Below are 21,442 nucleotides of genomic sequence, written 5' to 3'. Positions count from 1 at the left end.
AAGGGTGATGGAACTCAATCAGGTCAGCTATTTCATTAACTTGGCTGAGACGCTGAATTTCACCGAGGCAGCTCGGCTGAGCGGCGTGTCGCAGCCAAGCCTGACCCGCGCCATCCGTCGCCTGGAAGAGGAGCTCGGCGGTGCGCTGATCCATCGTGACGGAAAGAACAGCCGTCTTACGGGGCTAGGCCAGGATGTCGAGGCAGAGTTCCGGAGAATGCTCCTGGCGTTGAGGAGCGTGCGCGATCACTCCGAGAACTGGACGATGGGGCGGCACCGCGTTCTTGATATCGCTGTTGCTCCAACCGTCGGACCCAAGGCGTTCGCGGCTTTCTTCGAAGTTGCCTTGGACAAAGTGCCGTCGATCGAGATCAGGCTGCATTCGCTTCAATCGAGCGAAGACACGTCGGAGGTCTTGTCCGGCAAGTACCACGCTTGCATTCTGCCGCGGGAAACTCGCCCGGATCGCAAGCTCGATATCCGCACGCTCTTTCGAGAGCGGTTCGTACTCGCCTGCGCGGTCGAGCATCCGTTAGCCACGGCGGACATTGTTCGGGGTGAGGACTTGTCGAAGTATCCCCTCGTCGATCGTCTAAAGTGCGAGTTTCGTGACCAGATTCTGGAGCATTTTGCGCGACGCGACGTGGTGATGCGCCCGCGCTTCCGTGCAGAGCGGGAAGACTGGGTTCATCGCATCGTCGCCGAAGGTCGCGCGATATGCATCGTGCCGGAACGATCAGCCGCAGAAACCGGCCTCGTCACGCGACCGATCGAAGGGTTCACCTTGGAACGAGAGGTGGTGATCGCAACGGTTTCCGGTTCGACGGCTCCGGTCGAAATCCGGAAGGTCGCACAGCTCGCGGCCCGACATGTGTGGCAGTGAGCCACGCGGAGCAAGGGCGTCAAAGCTATGGAAACTATGCATACAGCGTATTGGATAAGTGATGTCGTCACTGCGATAGTTGATGTGACGACAGATCAGTCAAGCTGAACATAGTGCGCCTGGCAATCTAAACTTAGCATTGGAGATCGGATCATGAAGTTTGAGAAGACACAGGCGGCAATTGACCGCCTCACTCCCGAGCAGCGTCGCATTACCCAGGAGCACGGCACCGAGCGGGCCTTCACTGGCGAGTATAACGACAACAAGGAGCCGGGCATCTACGTCGACATCGTTTCGGGCGAGCCGCTTTTTGCTTCGACCGATAAGTTCGACTCGCGCTCCGGCTGGCCGAGCTTCACCAAGCCGATCGTTCCCGCGCATGTGAATGAGATTCGAGACAGCTCGCACGGAATGGTCCGCACGGAAGTTCGGTCGGTCCATGGCGACAGCCATCTTGGCCACGTCTTCCCGGATGGCCCCGCCGACCGGGGCGGCCTGCGCTATTGCATCAACTCGGCAGCGCTCCGCTTCATCCCGCGCGATGAGATGGAGGCGGAAGGCTACGGCGAATATCTCGACCAGGTAGAGGAGGCTTAACATGCAACAGCGCGCTGTTCTCGCCGGCGGCTGCTTTTGGGGCATGCAGGATCTGATCCGCAAGAAACCCGGCATCATCTCGACCCGCGTGGGCTATACCGGCGGCGACGTCCCCAACGCCACCTATCGCAACCATGGCACGCATGCCGAGGGGATCGAGATCGTCTTCGACCCAGAGGTGACGAGCTATCGAAACATCCTGGAATACTTCTTCCAGATCCACGATCCGACGACGAAGGACCGTCAGGGCAACGATCGCGGGCTCTCCTACCGTTCAGGCATCTACTACGTCGACGAGGAGCAAAAGCGCGTCGCCGAAGATACGATCGCCGACGTGGATGCATCGGGCTTGTGGAACGGCAAGGTCGTCACCGAGGTCAAGCCCGTAGGCGATTTCTGGGAAGCCGAGCCGGAGCATCAAGACTATCTCGAGAAGCGTCCGGGTGGCTACACCTGTCACTTCGAGCGAAAAGACTGGGTGCTTCCGAAGCGCCAGGAAGCCGGCGAAACGCAGGCTGCGGCGACCGCCCGAGCGGAATAGGCCGGCGCCCTCACGCGCCATCGTCGACTGAGACCGCTTACTTCGTGACCGCATCGTCGTGCGATGCGGTCCTCGAATTGAAGCCTGACCGGCACCTATTCGGACCAAGCCTGTCCCGAGGATCGCAGCCGTATGCCAGAACTCTCCTCGTTCCCCATCGCGCGGCGATGGCCAGCGGCACATCCGGAGCGGGTGCAGCTTTACGCGGCACCGACGCCGAACGGCGTGAAGGTCTCCATCATGCTCGAGGAGACCGGGCTCGCCTACGAGCCGCATTTCGTTGATATCTCCAAGAACGAGTCAAAGGACCCGGCCTTCGTATCGCTTAATCCGAACGGCCGTATACCAGCGATCATCGATCCCCACGGCCCGGGCGGCACGCCGATCGGCGTTTGGGAGTCCGGAGCCATTCTGGTCTATCTGGCGGAGAAGACCGGCCAGTTCATCCCGATCGCTCCGGCTGCGCGCTACGAGACGCTGAGTTGGGTATTCTTCCAGATGTCGGCGATCGGGCCCATGTTCGGTCAGCTGGGCTTTTTCTTGCGATGGGGCGGCAAGGACTTCGAGGACAAGCGCCCTCAGCAGCGCTTCGCGGATGAGTCCAAGCGGCTGCTCGAGATCCTTGATCGCCGGCTGGATGGCCGCGACTGGATCGTCGGCGAATACTCGATCGCTGACATTGCGACGCTCGGCTGGGTGAACGCGCTCGTCACAACATATGACGCCGGCGACCTTCTCGGACTTAGCGATTTCTCGAACATAGCGGCCTGGCTCGAGCGCGGTCTCGCGCGGCCAGCGGTGAAGCGCGGGCTGCTCGTTCCGGCCAGAACCGCATGAGCGTCATCGCCAGCTATTACTACAACGAGGGAAAGCGCGTACGAGAAGTCGCGATCGACGAATGTGTCGCGCTGGACAAGAGCCGGTCGGGCTTTTGCTGGATAGGATTGAGTGAACCGACGACGGGCGAACTCCGCTCGCTTCAGGAAACCTACGGCTTGCATCCATTGGCCATCGACAACGCGATGCACCCGCAATGTCCTCCAAAACTCGAGGTCTACAACGACGAGCTATACGTGGTCGCAAAAACGGCCGAGCTGGACGGCGACCGCATCCGATACGGCAAGACGGCCATCTTCATGGGCCACAATCATCTCATCACCGTGCGACACGGCACTCCCGGCGCCTTGGGGAATCTCCGGGAGCAGCTCGAAGCCTCGCCGACGCTGTTCGGCAAAGGCGTCGATTACGTCCTGCATGCGATCCTGCACCGCATCGTCGACCAGTACCTCCCGATCTTCGAGATGATCGAGGACGACGTTCTGGCCATGGAGCGCAAATCGCTGGACGACTTCCTCGGCCGCAGGGAAGTCGCTCGCATCTTCGGCCTGAGGTGCGAGCTGACGAGATTCCAGCGGACCCTGGGAGCGATGGCGGAGCTGGTCCGAAAGCTCGTCCGCGGGCACTTCCCCTGCATCAGCACCGAGGTCCGGCCGTACTTCAACGATGTCGCGGATCATGTCTCGCGAGTGCAGACCATGGTCGACGGCCTCCTGCAGGTCCTGTCGTCCGTCTTCGAGTTCAGCAGCCTGCTGGAAGCGCAGCGGACCGGGGTTATCACCCGTCAACTTGCGGCCTGGGCGGCGATCCTCGCCGTACCGACGGCGATAGCCGGAATCTACGGCATGAACTTCAAGCATATGCCGGAACTGGACACGGCCTACGGCTACTTCGTCGTGCTCGGTGTAATGACGTTGTTCTGCCTCTTGCTGTTCCTGCGCTTCAAGAAGGCGAAGTGGCTGTGAGCGCCACTCCAACACATTTTGGCAATTGCGCTCCCTGCCAACGTGCAGATCACGCTCAAGCGGCCCGGATCATACAAGACGCAAAGGTGCAATCATGAACTCTCAGGTCTCCGCCGTGTTAGAAGCCGTGCAGTCGTTCGTAGCGAAGGGATACGATCGGGAGTATCGCGTGAAAGAAGGGCGCCTTTTGGATCTCGAGCTCGGATCGACCTTGGATGCCTGCGCGATTCAGGTGGATGCCGCCCTGCGTCTGGAAAGTGGAGACGATGCCGAGGACGCCTCCAACATTTACGCGATCACCGATCCCGCAACCCAACACAAAGGGCTGCTGATCGATGCGTTCGACGTCTTCGATGAAATTTGCCATCGCGATCTGGCCGACCGTCTCTCAGAGCAGCGCGAAACGATGCCCGCAGGCGATGAAGACGTGCCAAGCAAGCACGGTCTGCGCAAGGTCTACAAAGCCGAGTTCGACAGCGATCCCGAACGATACGTTCTCCGCGAAGGCTTTCCGGATTTCCCTGCCTGTCCGTTCGGCGGCGCCTTCAGCATTCTAGGCTTCGACACCGCAGAGCAAACCTACGTATGGCTGGTCACGAGCATCATTCGTGACCCGCGCCTCATCCGCATCCCGTACCAGGGCGAAGATGTCGTCACAGACGAGTAGCGGACTTGGTGCGGCGAGCAGTCGCTGCTCTCTCCGGTGTACGTAAGCGAAATGCAACGAGGTTGTCATGCATTGGAATAAGGATCACGTTCGAGACACGATGCTCTCGCTTGAAACGGCTGCCTTGCAAAGCGCCCGCGAGAAATATCTGGATTATGTTTCCACCGCCCGGCTCGATCGAAGCGAGCCGATCGAGAACGACGAACAGGCCCAGGCCGAGGTCGCGAGCGACTTTGCGGAGGCGCTCGATGACACGCTCGATGATTACGCCGACAAGCTCGACAAACTCAGGAAGATCGACTTCGGACCGAAATCCGCAGTCTCGGAAGGCGCGCTCGTAAAGCTGTCGGGCCGCGTTTTCGTAATCGCCGTCTCGACGAGCAAGTTCATGTGCCACGGACAAGAGCTCATGGGGATCTCGACAATGGCGCCGATCTACGAAGCCATCGAGGGCGCGCAACCCGGAGAGACCGTGCAGTTCAATGGCCGCGATCTACTGGTGGAGGAGGTCGCGTAGGACCTGACGTGGTCGTTCCTTAGCGTGTGCCGCTTCGACGTCGGTCTTGCTTTTGTATCATCGCGTCGAGCGCCCCCGTGATCATCGGCGCACTTGGGCAGCGGGTGGCCTTCACCGGCAATGAGTGCTCTGGACACCGGTAGATGATGGCCAGCGCTGAAAGGACCATCAGCAGCGCCGCGGCGTACAGGAAGAGGCCGCCGGGACCAGCAAGGCTCATTGCCAGCCCCCCGACCAGCGGTCCCACGGCCGTACCTATGCCGTTGAGCAGCAAAAGACCGCGCGCGGTTCCCAGAAGACGAGCAGCTGGGAGATCGTCGTTCGCGACCGCGACGCACAGCGAGTATATCGGAATCCCAAATCCGCCGAAGAGCGCTCCCGCAGCGAGTAGCAGGGGCAGGGGTGCCTCGGCCGTCAACGCTACACCTACGGCGGCCGCCGCCGATGCCAAGGCGGCGCCGGCGATGATTAGATTTCGTGGCACCCGGTCGGACAGCCAGCCAAGCGGCCATTGCAGTGCGAGCGTACCTCCTAGGACCGCAGCCATGAAGGCGGAGATTCCGGATACATCGAGACCGATTTTTTGGGCGAAGCTCGGACCCATGCCCCAGAACCCGCCGATGGCTAGACCCGTCAGCAAGGCTCCGACTGTCGCGAGAGGTGACAGCGATAGGAGATCCCGGAGGGCGACCTGTTCCTGTTCGACTTCGGCCGGCGGGTGACTGGGCAGCAGGGTGATCGGCACCACCGCCGCTGATATCAGCACGGACACGATCAGGAACAGCGTCACCCCGGCTGGTGGCGCGATGTTCAGGAGCGCTTGGCCAACTGCCCAGGATCCCATCGAAACGACGCCGAAGATCGACAGCAGCTGCCCGCGCGTCGAAGGCAATGCGTGCGCGTTGAGCCAGCTTTCTGTCGCGAGGATCATGCCGGCGTAGGCCACGCCGGTGATCATGCGCAGCGGCATCCACGCAAACGGCTCCACCAGTGCGGCATGGAGAATGGCGGTGATCGATGCGATGGCCGCAAAGCCGGCGAACGTCCTCACATGACCGACGGACACTATGACGCGCGGCAGCAAAAGCGCGCCGATGGTAAACCCCGAAAAATAGGCCGACATCATAGCGCCGATGCTGCTGCTGGAGAACTCCTCCTGCCCGGCCCGGACGATCAGCAGGGTTCCCAGCAATCCGTTGCCGAGCAAAAGGAAGGCGACACTCAGCAGCAGCGCGGCCACGGGCGCGAGCGCGAGACCGCGCGTGGCAGCCGCCTTAACCGACTCCATCGGAGGGGTCATCTTCTGTCCCGCCGGACCACCCAGCTGCGGCGTGATCGCCTGGGGATTGGCCAACGCGAGCCTTTGTCGCCGAAGGGTGTCACGATCACTGCGGCATCTCGACATGTCCGCCGAAGCCGAAGCGCATCGCCGAAAGCAGCTTGTCACCGAAGGTATGTTCGACGCGGCTCCTGAAACGCGCATACAGCGCGGCCGAGAGGACGTTGACCGGGACCGCCTCTTCCATCGCCGCCTCGATCGTCCATCGGCCCTCGCCTGAGTCCGAGACATGGCCCGAGAACTGCTCGAGCATCTGGTCCCGCGCGAGCGCCGCAGCCGACAGGTCGAGCAACCAGGATGAGATCACGCTGCCGCGACGCCACACCTCGGCAACATCGGTGAGGTTGATGTCGAACCGCTCGTCTTCAGGCAGTTTCGCCGACGACCGGCCCTTGAGTATGTCGAAGCCTTCGGCATAGGCTTGCATGAGCCCATACTCGATGCCGTTATGGACCATCTTGACGAAGTGGCCTGCCCCAGCAGCGCCGGCGTGGATGTAGCCCTTCTCCGCGCGCGGGTCGTGACCGTCGCGGCGGTCGACGGTGCGCGGTATCGTTCCCAGCCCCGGCGCAAGAGCAGAGAAAATGGGATCGAGGTGGTCGATCACCGGCTTCTCGCCGCCGATCATCATGCAATAGCCGCGATCGAGCCCCCACATCCCGCCCGAGGTGCCGACATCGACGAAATGGATACCGCGCTCTGCAAGGCCCTTGGCGCGATGGATATCGTCCTTGTAGAAGCCGTTGCCGCCATCGATGATGATATCGCCCGGCGCAGCCAGGTCGGCGATCGCGGCGATCATGACCTCGGTCGGCTTGCCGGCCGGCAGCATCACCCAGAAGATCGCCGGCTTGTCTAGCTTGCTGCGCATGTCGGCCAGCCCTGAGGCACCGACTGCTCCTTCTCGCACGAGCTCGGCAACAGGCTCGGGCGAGCGGTTATAAACTACGGGGTCATGGCCGTGCCGGATCAGCCGCCGGGCTATGTTTGCACCCATGCGGCCGAGCCCGATGATGCCGATCTTCATATTCTTCTCCGCCTTGCAGCACATTGTGAAGGTGGCCGCATCGGACGTGCGGTATCGGCGCGCCCCTCAGGTTTCATGATGCTCGCGCAGGGCGTCGGTACTCGGCCGCGCTGATGAAGCGGTCGAACGCCTCGCACCAGATCACCACCGTGTTGAAGGCGGCGACGTCGACGTCGGCCGGGACGGCTATGAGGAAGCCATCAAAGGTCTTCACATCGCCGATGCGGCGCGACTTGTTCTTGATGGCGAGGAACGCGTCCTTCGTGCCTGCGAAGCGCGGAGCGAGATAGAGCTTGTAATCCGGACCGGGGGAGAGACGGCCGATGTGCGCTATCCGGTCGCGCGACACCTTCACCTCTCCCTCGCCCCAGTGGACGAAATCGCTGCCCTCGAGACGGCGCTCAAATCGCCCGGTATAGAGGGCTTCCGCTTCGGTCGACGCGAACGCCGCCGCATCCGGCGGAGGCGGCGCCGTCAGGATCGGCAGAGCGTAGATGCCGGCGGCAAACCCCAGTGACAGCGTCGCGACATGGGTGATGGCAAGGATGAGCCAACGGCGCATCGATCAAGCCTGTTCCAGATGCGCCACCAGCTTGTCCGCGTCGAGTTGGAAGTCCGAGTATACGACCGCGCCCGCGGCATCGATGACGCTGAACCAAGGTGTGCCGCGCGTCCGGTAATCCTCCATGAACGTCGGAAGGCGGGCGCCTTGCGGAGTAGGGTCATGGCCGAATACGACCGGAAGCTCATATTTCAGCTGGTTTGCCCGCAGTTTCTCGAAGTTGTTTTCGTGCTCTCCCTCGAAAACCGTCTGAATCACGGCAAAGCCGACGCCCTTCGGCGCCAGGCCGGCATAGAGGCGCTGCAAGGTCGGGAAGCCGTGCAGGTGGCAACCGCGACACCAGTGCTGAAACGCAAAGAGGATCTTCGGTCCTTGCCCCAATTGAGAAAGTGTAATTGGGGTGTCCAGCTTCGTGCCGTCTCCTCCGATCCACTGGCTAACCCGCAATTCGGGGGCTGATTGCTCGGGAGCGGCCACTGCGTCTCTCCTCCTCAGAGATGCCGTTCGACATCCGAAATCAATGTCTCCAGATCACAGCGGCCAGCCTGTTGAATGGCTTGGTGCTTATGATCTGCTTTGTCCGCGAGATCATGACCGCACCTTGCACAAGCTTCGACGTCGATCCGGGCGTCGGCACTATGAAGTTTGCGCCTTCTGTTTTCCAATAGCCGTGGGCTATAGTTTCGATAGCCAAGCTGTAAGATCAGCGGCTTGGATCGCTTTCTGCGAGCCGAAATATTCGACGCCGCAGATATCGATCAGGTGCATTGCCGCTTCGCTTTACTAAATAGATGGCATGACAAAGACACGAGTTTCACATCGCGAGCATCATGAGCTCGGCGATGTCGCATGGCTGCGCGACTATGATCAGGCCACCTCGCTCGCGGCCGCTCAGGGCAGGCCTGTCTTGCTGCTGTTTCAGGAAATTCCGGGGTGCGCGACCTGCGTGAACTTCGGGCAGGACGTTCTTACGCATCCACTGATGGTGGAGCTGATCGCCGAGCGGTTCGTGCCGGTGGCGGTCTTCAACAATCATCCCGGCGCTGATGCCAGGATTATGCGCCTTTATGGCGAAAGATCCTGGAACAACCCGGTCATGCGCTTCCTTCGGTCAGATGGAACCGAGCTTTTGCCCCGTCTAGCGAATCGATACGATCCGCTCGCGCTTCACGAGAAGCTCAGCGCTGCTCTGGAAGCTCTCGGCAGCGACGTGCCGGCCTATTTCCGTCTGCTGGGGCGTGATCTGCTCATCGAACATGGTCTGAGCGAGGGGGCTATCTTTACGACGCCGTGCTTTTGGTCGGGGGAGACGAGCCTCGCTCAACATCCCGCCGTGATCACGACCGATGCGGGTTGGGTGGATGGCGAAGAAGCGGTGCAGGTGCATTTCGACCCGCGCGCCGTCACTCGGGTCGACTTGAACGCCTACGCCCGTGCGGAGGGCTTCGCACCGGTGGCGCGTGGCAGCTTCCGTTTAGACCGCGAGCCGCAATTCTACCTGCGCAAGAATGCCGTCCGCCACCTGCCGCTGTCGGCGGCGCAGCGAACTCGGATCAATCTGGCCGTGCCGTACCGCAACTCGATCCCTGACTTGCTCAGCCCGCAGCAGTCCGCCTGGCTTGCCGATCCGCTGTTGCAGCGTGTCAGCGATGGAGAAACCTACCGCCAAGACATTCGCGACAGCTGGCCGGTGCTAAAGGCGCAGCTCGCTTCCGCTCATGAAGTGGATTTGCGAGATAGCTCGATCGAACCTTGAATGCATATCGGGGTTCGACTGGATCGGATCGCGGTCGATCGCGGTGCAGCCGCTCGCGTTTGCGGACTAATCCCCAGCTTTGCGGGTGCTCGCGGTTGCCTGGGTTCTGGCGATCGCGCGGCAACCAATGCCCTCATAGCTATTGAAACTATAGTCACAGGCTATTGGGAAACGGCTCTGCTCCGAAGTTATAATCAACACGCTGTCGTCACGAATCATGACGAACGAAATCATGTCTATACTGGCAAAGCATCGGGCACCTAGGTTTCACAAAGTTTATCTTCGTTTCGATCCGCGTGCGTAAGACTTGTGACGCAGGAGAGTGAGCTGAAAACTAGGCCGGGGCTGTCGCGACGAACAAGGGGAGTCCGGCATGGTCACCAGAGGTTTTACCGGTCGCGGATCGGGTAGCGACCAGTCCGGCCGGATTCCGCCTGGCCAGCATCTCGTCGAGAACTTTCCGGTTCTGACGGCTGGGCCGACGCCAGATCTTGATACCGCGAAATGGAATTTCACGGTCAAGATCGGGCCGAAGCCAGTCAAGGTCTGGAACTGGAGCCAGTTCAACGCTCTGCCTCAGACCAAGGTGAAGAAGGACATTCACTGCGTCACGTCCTGGTCCAAGCTGGATACGGCATGGGAAGGCGTACTCATCGAGGACATCTTCGCGGACGCCGGGCTCGAGCACCCCACCGATTTCGTCCTCGTGCATTCGTACGACGGTTACTCGACGAACGTGCCGTTGGCGGATTTGCTTTCGGACAAGGCGATGGTCGCGCTCAAATATGCCGGGCAGCCGCTTCCGCGCGATCATGGCGGCCCAGCGCGCCTGCTCGTGCCGCACCTGTATTTCTGGAAGTCGGCCAAGTGGGTGAAAGCGCTGCAGTTCACAACGCGCGACGAAGCCGGCTTCTGGGAACTTCGCGGCTATCACATCTACGGCGATCCGTGGCGCGAGCAGCGATACACTCATGACTGATGGCGCCGTGCAGGCAGCGCCGTGGCAGAAGGCTGTGATTGACCGGGTCCTCCAACAGACCCCGGCGATCAAAAGCTTTTTCTTCCGGCTGCGCACGCCTTTCACCCATGTGGCGGGTCAGCACGTCGACGTGCGCCTGACGGCGCCTGACGGCTACACGGCGATGCGTAGCTATTCGATCGCCTCGCCAACCAACGATACAGGGGTCCTTGAGCTCGCCATCGAACGCTTGCCCGACGGGGAAGTGTCCCCCTTCTTCCACGACGTGGCAGCGGTCGGTGACGAGATCGAACTCCGCGGCCCACTCGGCGGGCACTTCCTCTGGCCGGGGCAGGCAGCCGAGCCGATCCTCCTGATCGGAGCAGGCTCTGGCCTGGTCCCGCTGATGGCGATGATCCGACAGCGCCGCGAGATGGCACAGACTGTTCCGACAGCCCTGCTCCTGTCGGCCCGCACGGCTCGTGACGTCCTGTTCTCGGACGAGCTGCAGGTCATCGAATTGAATGATCCCGCCTTCGTGCTAACGCTGGCGATCACGCGTGAATCTCCGAGGCGCGCGACAGACTTCGCGCGGCGGATCGATAGCGCAGTCGTCCAGGAGGTCATCGGTCGGCTTCCCCGCACGCCTGCCCACGTCTTCGTCTGCGGGTCGAACGGCTTCGTGAATAAAGCGACCGATGGCGCTCTGCTCGCCGGTCTGGATGCCGCGGTAATTAAAACCGAGCGCTACGGTGGATAGCGGCGTGGGTCTCGCCGCGCCCTCTCGGCCAAGGACGCTAAACCTCGGCGATAGGCGGGGAGGGCTGATGGGATGACGGTCGTCGCGCGACAGTTTCATCTCAGGGCTCGTCCTGACGGCCTACCCACGCCGGACAACTTCGAGCTCGTCGAACGATCGCTCGCGCCTCCGCACACCGGGCAGGTTCTCGTCCGCAATCGTTGGCTCTCGGTCGACCCCTACATGCGCGGAAGGATGACCGGGCGCGAAAGCTACATGCCGCCGTTTGAGATAGGCGAGCCCCTGGATGGGGCCGCGATCGGCGTCGTCATCGAAAGCGAAGACACCGGCCTCAAGCCGGGCGATGTCGTAAGCCACTTCGCCGGGTGGAGTGACTATGCGGTCATCGAAGCCACTTCTGCCACCAAGCTCGATCCTGCGATCCCGGAACAAGCCTATCTCGGGCCGCTCGGGTTTCCCGGCTTCGCCGCTTACATCGGCCTTCTGCGGATCGGAAAGCCGCAGTCGGGCGAAACCGTCTTCGTCTCCGCCGCAGCCGGCTCGGTCGGTTCGCTCGCCGTCCAGATCGCAAAGATCAAGGGATGCCGGGTCGTGGCCTCCGCCGGCTCAGAGGAAAAGCTTCGCTGGCTACGCGACGAGGCGGGCGTCGATGCCGCGATCAACTACAAGGAGGCGGGGGACATGTCGGCAGCGCTCGACAAGGCAGCACCAGAAGGCATCGACGTCTATTTCGACAATGTCGGCGGGACGCATCTAGAGGCAGCGCTGAACGCCGCGAACGACTTTGCCCGCTTCGCCCTTTGCGGAATGATCGACCAGTATAACAGCGAGCCGTCCGGCCCCCGCAACATCTACGCCGCGATCGAAAAAAGCATCCTGCTGCAGGGTTTCATCACGATCCACAACATGTCCGTGTGGGAAGACTTCCAGCGCGACGTCGCGCGATGGATTTTGGACGGCGAGGTCAAATGGCAGGAGACCGTGCTTCACGGCCTCGAGAACACGCCAGCTGCCTTCCTCGACCTCTTCGCGGGGAAGAACAGCGGCAAGATGGTGATCGACCTGCGCGGCGATCCCCAGGGAGGATCGTGATGCGACGACCACGCCGCGCAACCGCGACCGCGTCCCTCTACCTCATTCCAGCGCAATTCCAGACTCTCGGGAGACCAGCATGAGCCGCTTCGCCGAACCCGTCTTCGTGGCCGCCGGCCTTCGGACCCCGTTTGGCCGCGGCGGCGGAGCGCTGGCGGGATACGACACGGTCTCGCTGTCCGTCCCGGTGGCGCAGGCGATGGCGAGGCAGGCGGAGCCGGACCTCGTCCTCTGGGGAACCGTGATCCCGAACCTGGGCTGGAGCAACATCGCCCGCGAGGTCTGGCTCGATGCCGGGCTCAATCCGAGCGTGCCGGCATTCTCCGTGGTTCTCGCATGCTCGACCAGCATGACGGCGACCTTTTCAGCGGCAGGAATGCTCGGCGGCGGAACTGACCTGACACTGGTCGGCGGCGCCGAGGTCATGAGCCGGCCTTCGCTGGCCGTGACCCCAGATGCATCGAAACGGCTCACGGATCTCTTCGCGAAGGATCCCGCCGCTGCGCTGGCGGCGCTGCAGGCCCTCACGCCGCGCGACTATGTCCTGCCGACAAAGGGGTGGGCCAACCGCATCACCGGCAGAACCATGGGCGATCACATGGAGGAGACGGCCAAGGCCTGGTCGATCTCGCGCGAAGCCCAGGACGATTGGGCGCTCAAGAGCCACCTGCGCGCGGTCGCTGGCTGGGATGCCGGCTTCTTCGATGATCTCGTTATCCGGCTGCCCGAGCTGACGCGTGACGCTAACCCGCGCTCTGACACGTCGGCCGAGCGCCTCGCCGCCCTGAAGCCTGCCTTCGACCGAGAGAGCGGTTCCGGGACCCTGACGGCTGGCAACAGCTCGCCGATCACCGATGGTGCCGCCGGCTGCTGGGTCGCGAACGAGGCGGGCGTCGCAAGACTGCCGACCGACACGCCGTGCGTCCGGCTGGTCGACTACGAGGTGTCAGCGGTCGACCTTCACGCCGAAGGTCTGCTGATGGCGCCGTCCTATGGCATTCCGCGCCTGCTGGCTCGGCATCGGCTTAGCTATTCCGACATCGCGCTTTGGGAAATCCACGAGGCGTTCGCGGCCCAGGTGCTGGCGAACGTCGCGGCCATCACCGACCGGGACTGGGTACGCGCGAAGGCGGGTGTCGACGAAGACATGGGCCAGTTCGACTGGGATCGCGTCAACCCGAACGGCGGTTCCGTGGCGATCGGGCATCCGTTCGGCGCCACCGGCGCCCGCGACCTCAGCCAGGCGGTGAAGGAGCTGTGGGCGCTGCCGGCGGGATCACGGGCGATCGTCAGCATCTGCGCCGACGGCGGACAGGGCACCGTCGCGCTCCTCGAGCGCGTCTGAAGGAGGCCAGCAATATGAAAGCCATCCGATTCCATGAATTCGGCGCTCCGGACGTGCTTCGATACGAAGATGCTCCAAAGCCTGACATCAAACCGGGAGAAGTGCTCGTCCGCGTGCTCGCCGCGGGCATCAACCCCCCCGACTGGTATCTGCGGGAAGGGTACAAGGCCCTGCCGCCGGAATGGCGGCCGGAGGTCGCGTTCCCGGTCATTCCCGGGTCGGACGTGTCCGGTGTCGTCGTTGCTGTCGCCGACGATGTGCAGGGATTCGCGCCGGGCGACGAAGCCTTCGGCATGATCCGTTTCCCGAGCTACGGCGACAGCTTGGGATATGCCGAATATGTATCCGCGCCGGCATCGGACCTGGTCATCAAGCCGCGGGCGATTGATCACGTGCATGCCGCGGCCGTCCCGATGTCGGGCCTCACAGCTTGGCAATTCCTAATCAATCTGGGTCACGACGAGCCCAATCCGCTGCAGCCAGATCGTCACGATCCCGTCCCGCTTGCCGGCAAATGGGTTCTCGTCAATGGCGCGGCTGGCGGGGTGGGCCATCTCGCGGTCCAGCTTGCGAAGCAACAGGGCGCGCGCGTTATCGCCGTCGCATCCGGCCGGCACGAGAATTTCCTGGACGATCTCGGTGCGGACGATTTCATCGACTATACGAAGACTGCGCCAGAGGATGTCGTGCGCGACGTCGATCTTGTGGTCGACGCCGTCGGCGGTCCTACGGCGGACCGCTTCCTGCGCACGATCCGACGCGGGGGCGCGCTCTTCCCGATTTTCCCTCTAGGCTTCGCCGGCCAGGACGAGGCCGCTCGCCTCGGTGTAACCGTCTCGGCGACACAGGTCAGATCGAACGGCGCGCAGCTCGCCGAGCTAGGGCAGTTGCTTCAAAGCGGGGCCGTCCGTGTTGCCGTCGACAGCACCTACCCGCTTTCGCAGGCGTCGGCCGCGCACGAGCGCGCTGCGGATGGGCACATCCAAGGGAAGATCGTTCTCACCGTTGATGGCGCAGATCCGCGCCCTCAAGGATCATCTGCCGTGTCTCCGGCGACATGGCCGCCGCGCACCATCGGACACTGACGTGCAGGCGCTCGCCCCAACTTTTGCTCGCGCCCGTCGGCAGCTCGGGGCTGTTTCGGTACGCAGCTACCCGAGCGGGCATGCGCGGGCCGTGTCTCGCGCGCCGAAAAGCTTCGCCGCGGCCTTTCGCGATCACGCGTCTCGACAAGGCGGTTCCTTGATGGGAGGCGATCAGTGGCAGTGAACGCTGACGTTGCAGACGCCGGTTCGGTCCATCGGGCAAGTGCGCTTGCGGATCTCATGGTTCTCGACACGCCTGACGAGCAAGCCTTCGACGACCTCGTCTTCATCGCGGCAAAGGCCTGCGATGTCCCGATCGCGCTGATCACCCTCCTCGATGTCGACCGACAGTGGTTCAAGGCCAAGTACGGCCTCGACGTCCGGGAAACGGAGATCGAGCACTCCGTATGCCGGATCGAGATCGATCGCGGAGACATGCTCGAAATTGCGGATCTGACCGCCGATCATCGCACAAATTGCAACCCGCTCGTCACAGGCGCCCGGCACTTCCGCGCTTATGCCGGCGCACCGCTGGTTCTGCGTTCCGGCACCGTGGTCGGCCGGCTGTGCGTGATCGACACCGAGCCACGCCCCGAAGGGCTGAGCGACTTGGAAAGGGCGATGTTGCGTGCTCTCGCTCGCCTCGCCAGCGAGAACCTTGAGCTTCGTCGGACCGCCAGGGTCAGCAATCGCCTGACGGAGTTGCAGGCCGCCTTGGTCGAGATCGGCGAGGCCATTCGGGGTAGCGGAGACGCTGGGCAGATGGCATCAGCTACCGCCGCTATCGTCGGTCGCGTGCTGACCGCAGATCGCGCCGGCCTGGGGTCGGTCGATGACGCAGTCGAGACGATCGACATCAAGACCGACTGGACTGCACCCGGCATTCTCAGCATCGCCGGCCGTCATCGCCTCGACGAGTATGTGAGTTTGCGGGAGCCGCTCGTTTATGGCGACCCGCTGGTGGTCGCTGACGCTCTCACCGACGAACGCGCATTCTCGAACCTCTCGATCGCAATGCGCATCGGGGTTCGCGCGCTCATCGACATGCCGGTACGGGAACATGGCAGGACGATCGCCTTGTTCTTCGTCCATTCAGCGCAGCCCAGGCCTTGGCTGGCAGAAGAAATTGCGTTCCTCCGTAGCGCGACCGACCGTCTCGAAGCCGGCGTGGCGCGACATCGATCGGACGAGCAGCAGCGCATCGTGAATGGTGAGATAGCGCACCGGCTGAAGAATATGCTGACCATGGTTCAGGCGATCGCGAGCCAGACATTGCGATCGGCCAGCGACCGTGAATCAGTCTATGCCTTCGAACGCCGCCTGATGGCGCTGAGCGCCGCGCATGACGCACTGCTTCAGAATAGCTGGGCGCAGGCCGACCTCAAGTCGATCGCGACGACCGTGGTCGAGGCGATCGGGTTCATGGATCGCGTGAAGATGGACGGTCCACCAGTGGCGTTGGGCGCGCGGGCGGCGCTCTCTTTCTCGCTGATCGTGCACGAGCTTCTGACAAACGCCTGTAAATACGGGTCTCTGACGGGCGACGTCGGCGAAGTCTCGCTGACCTGGGAGATCGAGAGTGACGATGGTGACGATCGCCTCATGATCAAATGGCGCGAGCGGGGAGGACCTCCAGTCACTCCACCGACGCGACGCGGCTTCGGCTCGAAGCTCATCAGCATCGGCTTGGCCGGCACCGGCGGAGTGGACCTTCGCTACGACCCGGGCGGTTTCGCGGCCGACTTGCAAGCCCCCATGCGCCACCTGGCCAAGGGCTGACGGAGGAATGCGTATAATGATGAGGCCCGTGGTTCTCGTCGTGGAAGACGAGCCACTTGTTCGGCTTTTCGCATCGGACATGATCGAGGAGGCCGGTTTCGAGGTGCTGCAAGCGGCCGATGCCACGGACGCGATCGTCACTCTGGAAGATCGGCTCGATGTCCGAGTCGTCTTCACCGATGTAGACATGCCCGGCGGGATCGACGGCATCATGCTGGCGATCTGCATTCGCGAGCGCTGGCCCGCCATTCAGATCATCATCACGTCGGGGAGACCCTGGCCGGAAGGGACCGACCTCCCCGAGGACATCGTCTTTTTCTCGAAGCCATATCGTCAGGACCGGGTGTTGGAGACAGTCCGGAGGATGGCGGCATGATACCTCGCGCCCGCTCGCTGCGGATCAATGCCGGCGCAAGCTCCAGCCCCCGGTCGGGACGAGACGCTGATGCCTGGAGACCCCGGCTACTCCTCTTCTCGCTGAAAGAGTGCTCGTGATGCTGCTGCTGATGCTCTCCTACCTCGCCGGCGTGCTGACGATCATCAGCCCATGTATCCTGCCAGTGCTGCCCTTCGTGTTCGCGCGAGCAGGTCAGCCCTTCATGCGCAGTGGCCTGCCGCTTCTGCTGGGTATGGCGGTAACCTTCGCCGGGGTGGCGACGCTGGCGGCTGTCGGAGGCGGCTGGGCCGTGCAGGCGAACAGCCTCGGGAGAGCAGTGGCGCTGCTGATACTGGGGCTGTTCGGCCTTCTGCTGCTCTTTCCCGCGCTCGCGGATCGGGCCACCAGGCCGCTCGTGAAGCTGGGCGCCCGTCTCACGGAGGCGACCGGCCCGGAACGCTCCGGCGGCAGCTTCTGGGCATCCCTGCTGCTAGGGTTCGCCACCGGTCTTCTATGGGCGCCATGCGCGGGACCAATCCTCGGGTTGATTCTGACCGGAGCTGCCCTGCAGGGCGCCAATGTCGGCACGTCGCTGCTGCTGCTCGCCTACGCCGCCGGCGCGGCAACGTCGCTCGCGCTGGCGCTACTCGTCGGCGGGCGCGTATTCGCTGCGATGAAGCGGTCGATCCGCGTCGGCGACTGGTTCCGCCGCTCACTCGGCGCGCTGGTGCTCGTCGCCGTGGCCGCCATCGCGCTGGGGCTCGACACGGGCCTGCTGACCAGGCTCTCGCTCGCCGGCACGTCGACCGTCGAACAGAAACTCCTGGACAGGTTCCGGCTGGATGATCGCTCGGCACAAACCAGCATGCTGGGAGACGGCCCGCTCGCCATCGAGGGGGAGTTGCCACCGCTCACCGGTGCAACGAACTGGCTGAACTCTCCACCGCTCACGCGAGAGGCGTTGCGCGGCAAGGTCGTGCTGGTCGATTTCTGGACATACAGCTGCATCAATTGTCTGCGAACGCTGCCCTACGTCAAAGCCTGGGAGCAGAAGTATCGGGCGGCCGGGCTCGTCGTGATCGGCGTTCACGCCCCCGAGTTCGCCTTCGAAAAGGATCCCGGCAACGTCGCGAAGGCGGTGCGTGACCTAGGCGTCACCTATCCCGTCGCGCTGGACAACAATCACGCGATCTGGCGCGCCTTCGACAACCGCTACTGGCCGGCCCACTATTTCATCGATGGCCGCGGCCGCATCCGATACCATCATTTCGGCGAAGGCAACTACGCCGAATCCGAAAAGGTCATCCAGCGGCTCCTCGCCGAGAATGGCCAGGCCGTCGGCGACATGCGGACCGTATCGGTGCGCACTGCGGGAAGCTCGGCGGCAGCGAGCTGGAACGATGTACGCTCACCCGAGACCTACCTGGGCTATGTGCGTGGCGAGCGTTTCACGTCACCGGGGGGCCTCGTGCGCGAAACCGGGCATGACTATGTCGCGCCGCCTCGGCTGCCTCTGAATGCCTGGGCGCTTTCCGGACGCTGGATTGCAGGGTCGGAACATGCCACGGCCCAATCGGCCGGCGCCCGCATCGTCTACCGCTTTCATGCCCGCGACGTGCACCTGGTGCTCGGCCCTTCCGCCACGGGCCGGCGGGTTCGGTTCCGCGTCACGATCGACGGCAAGCCACCCGCTGGCGATCACGGCACGGACATCGATGACGCTGGGAACGGCATGATCGAGGGGCAACGTCTCTACCAGCTCGTTCGGCAGAAGGGAGCCGTGCGCGAGCGCACCTTCTCGATCGAGTTCCTCGACGCCGGCGCTCAGGCTTTCGCCTTCACCTTCGGCTGAGACGAAATGCCCGAGGCATCACAATCGACCTCAACAGCGAACGATCGGAGACAGTAGCCATGACGCCCGAAATCACTCTCTACACGACCAGCTGGTGTCCTTTTTGCCGCCGCGCGAGGGCGCTGCTCACGCAGAAGGGCGTGCAATGGACTGAACACGACATCGAGGAAGATCCTGCTCAGCGGCAGGCTATGGTCGAGGCGTCGGGCCGGGCCACGGTTCCACAGATTTTCATCAACGGCACGCACATCGGAGGGTCTGACGACCTCTTGGAGCTCGATGCCAAAGGCGGCCTCGACAAGCTTCTCGCGGGTGAGGCGTCTGCCACCTGATGCGCCTGGGCGCGTCCAGCCAGCAATGAAAAGAGGGAATAGGAAATGGTTTCGGCAGTTTGGAACGGCGCCACTATCGCCGCGAGCGAAAAGACCGTGATTGTCGACGGCAATCACTACTTTCCGCCGGAGGAGGTCGATCGTAGCCGGCTCGAGGCGAGTGCTCATTCGTCCGTCTGTCCGATAAAGGGCTCGGCACGCTACTTCCATGTTCGGGTGGGCGGCGAGCGCAATCCGAATGCGGCCTGGACCTACCCCGACCCGACCGCGGATGCCGAAGCGATCAGGGATCATTTCGCATTCTGGAAAGGGGTGGAGGTTGCGTAGCAAGCTCCTCGCCAGGTGCGGCCGCTGATGCCGGCAGCGCTTCATGCTCGCGTCGCCGCACACCTCGAGCGGGCGCTCGATACGCTGGAGGCGTCTGGCGACCTGCCGGCCGGTCTCGCACGGAGCGGCGTGACCGTGGAGATGCCGAATGACGCTGCGCACGGCGACCTGTCGACCAATGCTGCGATGGTGATGGGGAGACTTGCCGGCGTCCCGCCGCGGCAGCTCGCCGAGGCGCTCGCCCACCAGTTGGCGGCGCTCGAGGAAGTGACAAGGGTCGACGTCGCCGGGCCGGGCTTCATCAATCTGCGCCTGTCCGACGACGCGTGGCGGGACGAGCTGGCGGCGATCGCGCACGCGGGCGAGCGATATGGCAAATCGGACTCCGGTGCCGGCAAGACGGTGAACGTCGAATACGTCTCGGCCAATCCGACCGGCCCGATGCACATGGGACATTGCCGCGGAGCGGTCGTGGGGGACGCGCTGGCGAACCTGCTGGCGTTCACCGGGCACCGCGTGATCCGCGAATACTACGTCAACGACGCCGGGGGGCAGGTGAACGTCCTCGCCAGATCCGCCCACCTCCGCTACCTCGAGGCGCTGGGCGACAGCGTCGGCGATATTCCAGAAGGCCTCTATCCGGGTGACTATCTCAAGCCCGTCGGCCAGGCCTTGGCTGCGGACTTCGGCGACCGCTACCGACACGCCCCGCAGGCCGCGTGGCTTCCGATCTTCCGCTCGCGCGCCGTCGCAGCGATGATGGAAACGATCCGCGCGGACCTCGCGCTGCTGGGCGTTCGTCATGACCGCTTCGCATCCGAAGCCGAACTTCTCGAAGCGGGCAGGCCCGCCGCCGCCGAGGCGTGGCTGCGCGAGCGCGATCTCATCTATGATGGTGTGCTTGACCGTCCGAAGGGATCGGAACCGGAGGACTGGCAACCGATCGAGTTGCCGCTGTTCCGCTCAACACTCTTTGGCGATGATCAGGACCGGCCGATACGCAAGGCAGATGGAAGCTGGACCTACTTCGGCGTCGACCTGGCCTACCACTTCGAGAAGGCACGTGACGCCGATCAGATGATCGACGTCTGGGGCGCGGATCATGCGGGCACGGTGAAGCGCATCGTCGCGGCTACCGATGCCCTCACCGAAGGGCGCAAGCGTTTCGACGTCAAGCTGGTGCAGATCGTTCGCCTGCTTCGCGCGGGCGAGCCGGTGAAGATGTCGAAGCGCGCCGGCAACTTCGTGACGCTCTCCGATGTCGTTCGGGAAGTCGGCAAGGACGTCGTCCGCTTTACCATGCTGACCCGCAAAGCCGAGGCGCCGATGGACTTCGACTTCGCGAAGGTCGTCGAGGCGTCCAGGGACAACCCGGTCTTCTACGTGCACTATGCCCATGCGCGCATCCACTCGCTGTCAAATCGCGCGGCCGAAGCCGGCATCGAGCAGGGGGGCACACCCGACCTGACACGACTGGACGACCGCGATCTCGCGCTCGTGAAACACGCGGCACGATTCCCGCGCGTCGTGGAGGCGTCTGCAGCTGCGCGCGAACCGCATCGGATCGCCTTCTTCCTTGCTGAGCTCGCGGCCGCATTCCACGCCATGTGGAACGCCGGCATCGATGATCCGCAGCGCCGCTTCCTCATGGAAGACGACGCCCCGCTCAGTCACGCCCGGCTCTCGCTGGCGAACGCCATTGGACAAGTCATCCGCAACGGCATGGCGCTGATGGGTGTCGAACCGATGCAGCAGATGCCTCGAGCGCCGTGAACCCTCGAACCGCGCCCATACTACCCACCTGTCGGCGCCCCTGCTTTCGATCGGCGCGCAGACATCCAAGCC

At 63.2% G+C, this 21,442-nt stretch carries 23 protein-coding genes; 19 read left to right on the top strand and 4 right to left on the bottom strand.

The annotated features are described in order from the left end of the window. Positions 1-7: 7 nt before the first annotated feature. The 7 genes from NTCA1_RS18810 (at position 8) to NTCA1_RS18780 (ending at position 5,007) form a co-directional block, all read left to right on the top strand. Positions 8-883, top strand: coding sequence for a LysR family transcriptional regulator (locus NTCA1_RS18810; protein ID WP_159831414.1), 876 nt, complete (start codon positions 8-10; stop codon positions 881-883). Between the two features lie 153 nt (positions 884-1,036). Then, positions 1,037-1,480 (top strand): peptide-methionine (R)-S-oxide reductase MsrB, encoded by a 444-nt coding sequence (msrB, locus tag NTCA1_RS18805; RefSeq protein ID WP_159831413.1) that lies wholly within the window; start codon positions 1,037-1,039, stop codon positions 1,478-1,480. A gap of 1 nt (position 1,481) precedes the next feature. Further along, entirely contained in the window at positions 1,482-2,021 is a 540-nt protein-coding gene (gene msrA, locus NTCA1_RS18800; protein ID WP_159831412.1) for a peptide-methionine (S)-S-oxide reductase MsrA, read from the top strand. 132 nt (positions 2,022-2,153) lie between these two features. Beyond that, the gene (locus NTCA1_RS18795; protein ID WP_159831411.1) at positions 2,154-2,858 is read left to right on the top strand and encodes a glutathione S-transferase N-terminal domain-containing protein; all 705 of its coding nucleotides are present in this window, start codon (positions 2,154-2,156) and stop codon (positions 2,856-2,858) included. Continuing rightward, positions 2,855-3,823 (top strand): magnesium and cobalt transport protein CorA, encoded by a 969-nt coding sequence (locus NTCA1_RS18790; protein WP_159831410.1) that lies wholly within the window; start codon positions 2,855-2,857, stop codon positions 3,821-3,823. The genes NTCA1_RS18795 and NTCA1_RS18790 overlap by 4 nt, the downstream gene beginning before the upstream one ends. Positions 3,824-3,917: 94 nt before the next feature. After that, positions 3,918-4,490 (top strand): hypothetical protein, encoded by a 573-nt coding sequence (locus tag NTCA1_RS18785; protein ID WP_159831409.1) that lies wholly within the window; start codon positions 3,918-3,920, stop codon positions 4,488-4,490. Positions 4,491-4,557: 67 nt separating this feature from the next. Next, positions 4,558-5,007 (top strand): hypothetical protein, encoded by a 450-nt coding sequence (locus NTCA1_RS18780; protein WP_159831408.1) that lies wholly within the window; start codon positions 4,558-4,560, stop codon positions 5,005-5,007. 19 nt (positions 5,008-5,026) lie between these two features. On the opposite strand, the gene NTCA1_RS18775 is transcribed toward NTCA1_RS18780, so the two are convergent. Genes NTCA1_RS18775 through NTCA1_RS18760 form a run of 4 tightly spaced genes read right to left on the bottom strand, consistent with a single transcriptional unit; the run spans position 5,027 to position 8,412 of the window. Continuing rightward, positions 5,027-6,361, bottom strand: a complete 1,335-nt coding sequence (locus tag NTCA1_RS18775; RefSeq protein ID WP_236549453.1) for an MFS transporter — start codon at positions 6,359-6,361, stop codon at positions 5,027-5,029. 31 nt (positions 6,362-6,392) lie between these two features. After that, a complete protein-coding gene (gnd, locus tag NTCA1_RS18770) occupies positions 6,393-7,397 on the bottom strand; it encodes a phosphogluconate dehydrogenase (NAD(+)-dependent, decarboxylating) (protein ID WP_159831407.1) in 1,005 nt (334 codons plus the stop codon). A gap of 49 nt (positions 7,398-7,446) precedes the next feature. Then, the gene (locus NTCA1_RS18765; protein ID WP_159831406.1) at positions 7,447-7,935 is read right to left on the bottom strand and encodes a DM13 domain-containing protein; all 489 of its coding nucleotides are present in this window, start codon (positions 7,933-7,935) and stop codon (positions 7,447-7,449) included. Positions 7,936-7,938: 3 nt separating this feature from the next. Next, complete coding sequence (locus tag NTCA1_RS18760; RefSeq protein WP_159831405.1) at positions 7,939-8,412, bottom strand: peroxiredoxin; 474 nt, start codon at positions 8,410-8,412, stop codon at positions 7,939-7,941. A gap of 319 nt (positions 8,413-8,731) precedes the next feature. Between NTCA1_RS18760 and NTCA1_RS18755 the strand changes: the two genes are divergently transcribed. The 12 genes from NTCA1_RS18755 (at position 8,732) to argS (ending at position 21,370) form a co-directional block, all read left to right on the top strand. Next, positions 8,732-9,691, top strand: a complete 960-nt coding sequence (locus tag NTCA1_RS18755) for a VPGUxxT family thioredoxin-like (seleno)protein, type 2 (protein ID WP_159831404.1) — start codon at positions 8,732-8,734, stop codon at positions 9,689-9,691. A gap of 373 nt (positions 9,692-10,064) precedes the next feature. Then, a complete protein-coding gene (locus NTCA1_RS18750) occupies positions 10,065-10,670 on the top strand; it encodes a sulfite oxidase-like oxidoreductase (protein WP_159831403.1) in 606 nt (201 codons plus the stop codon). Beyond that, positions 10,663-11,409, top strand: a complete 747-nt coding sequence (locus tag NTCA1_RS18745) for a ferredoxin reductase (RefSeq protein ID WP_159831402.1) — start codon at positions 10,663-10,665, stop codon at positions 11,407-11,409. Before NTCA1_RS18750 ends, NTCA1_RS18745 begins: the two co-directional genes overlap by 8 nt. Positions 11,410-11,481: 72 nt before the next feature. Then, positions 11,482-12,501, top strand: coding sequence for an NADP-dependent oxidoreductase (locus NTCA1_RS18740; protein WP_159831401.1), 1,020 nt, complete (start codon positions 11,482-11,484; stop codon positions 12,499-12,501). Positions 12,502-12,580: 79 nt separating this feature from the next. After that, positions 12,581-13,846 carry a thiolase family protein gene (locus NTCA1_RS18735; protein ID WP_159831400.1) on the top strand — a complete coding sequence of 422 codons (1,266 nt, stop codon included), beginning with the start codon at positions 12,581-12,583 and terminating at the stop codon, positions 13,844-13,846. A 14-nt stretch (positions 13,847-13,860) separates the two neighbouring features. Further along, positions 13,861-14,931 (top strand): NADP-dependent oxidoreductase, encoded by a 1,071-nt coding sequence (locus tag NTCA1_RS18730; RefSeq protein WP_159831399.1) that lies wholly within the window; start codon positions 13,861-13,863, stop codon positions 14,929-14,931. Between the two features lie 180 nt (positions 14,932-15,111). After that, complete coding sequence (locus NTCA1_RS18725) at positions 15,112-16,710, top strand: sensor histidine kinase (RefSeq protein ID WP_159831398.1); 1,599 nt, start codon at positions 15,112-15,114, stop codon at positions 16,708-16,710. Positions 16,711-16,729: 19 nt separating this feature from the next. Beyond that, the gene (locus tag NTCA1_RS18720; RefSeq protein WP_236549461.1) at positions 16,730-17,086 is read left to right on the top strand and encodes a response regulator; all 357 of its coding nucleotides are present in this window, start codon (positions 16,730-16,732) and stop codon (positions 17,084-17,086) included. A gap of 118 nt (positions 17,087-17,204) precedes the next feature. Continuing rightward, positions 17,205-18,938 (top strand): cytochrome c biogenesis protein DipZ, encoded by a 1,734-nt coding sequence (locus NTCA1_RS18715; protein ID WP_159831396.1) that lies wholly within the window; start codon positions 17,205-17,207, stop codon positions 18,936-18,938. Positions 18,939-18,997: 59 nt separating this feature from the next. After that, entirely contained in the window at positions 18,998-19,270 is a 273-nt protein-coding gene (grxC, locus tag NTCA1_RS18710) for a glutaredoxin 3 (RefSeq protein WP_126001427.1), read from the top strand. A gap of 45 nt (positions 19,271-19,315) precedes the next feature. Further along, positions 19,316-19,597 carry a DUF427 domain-containing protein gene (locus NTCA1_RS18705; RefSeq protein ID WP_159831395.1) on the top strand — a complete coding sequence of 94 codons (282 nt, stop codon included), beginning with the start codon at positions 19,316-19,318 and terminating at the stop codon, positions 19,595-19,597. Positions 19,598-19,624: 27 nt separating this feature from the next. After that, on the top strand, positions 19,625-21,370 hold the full coding sequence (gene argS / locus NTCA1_RS18700) for an arginine--tRNA ligase (protein ID WP_159831394.1): 1,746 nt from the start codon (positions 19,625-19,627) through the stop codon (positions 21,368-21,370). The last annotated feature ends 72 nt before the right edge of the window (positions 21,371-21,442 follow it).

Source organism: Novosphingobium sp. TCA1, from assembly GCF_009811895.1.
GTDB classification, from domain to species: domain Bacteria; phylum Pseudomonadota; class Alphaproteobacteria; order Sphingomonadales; family Sphingomonadaceae; genus Novosphingobium; species Novosphingobium panipatense_A.
The sequence above is the reverse complement of the archived record's forward strand: the minus strand, read 5'-3'. Positions and strand labels throughout refer to the sequence as shown.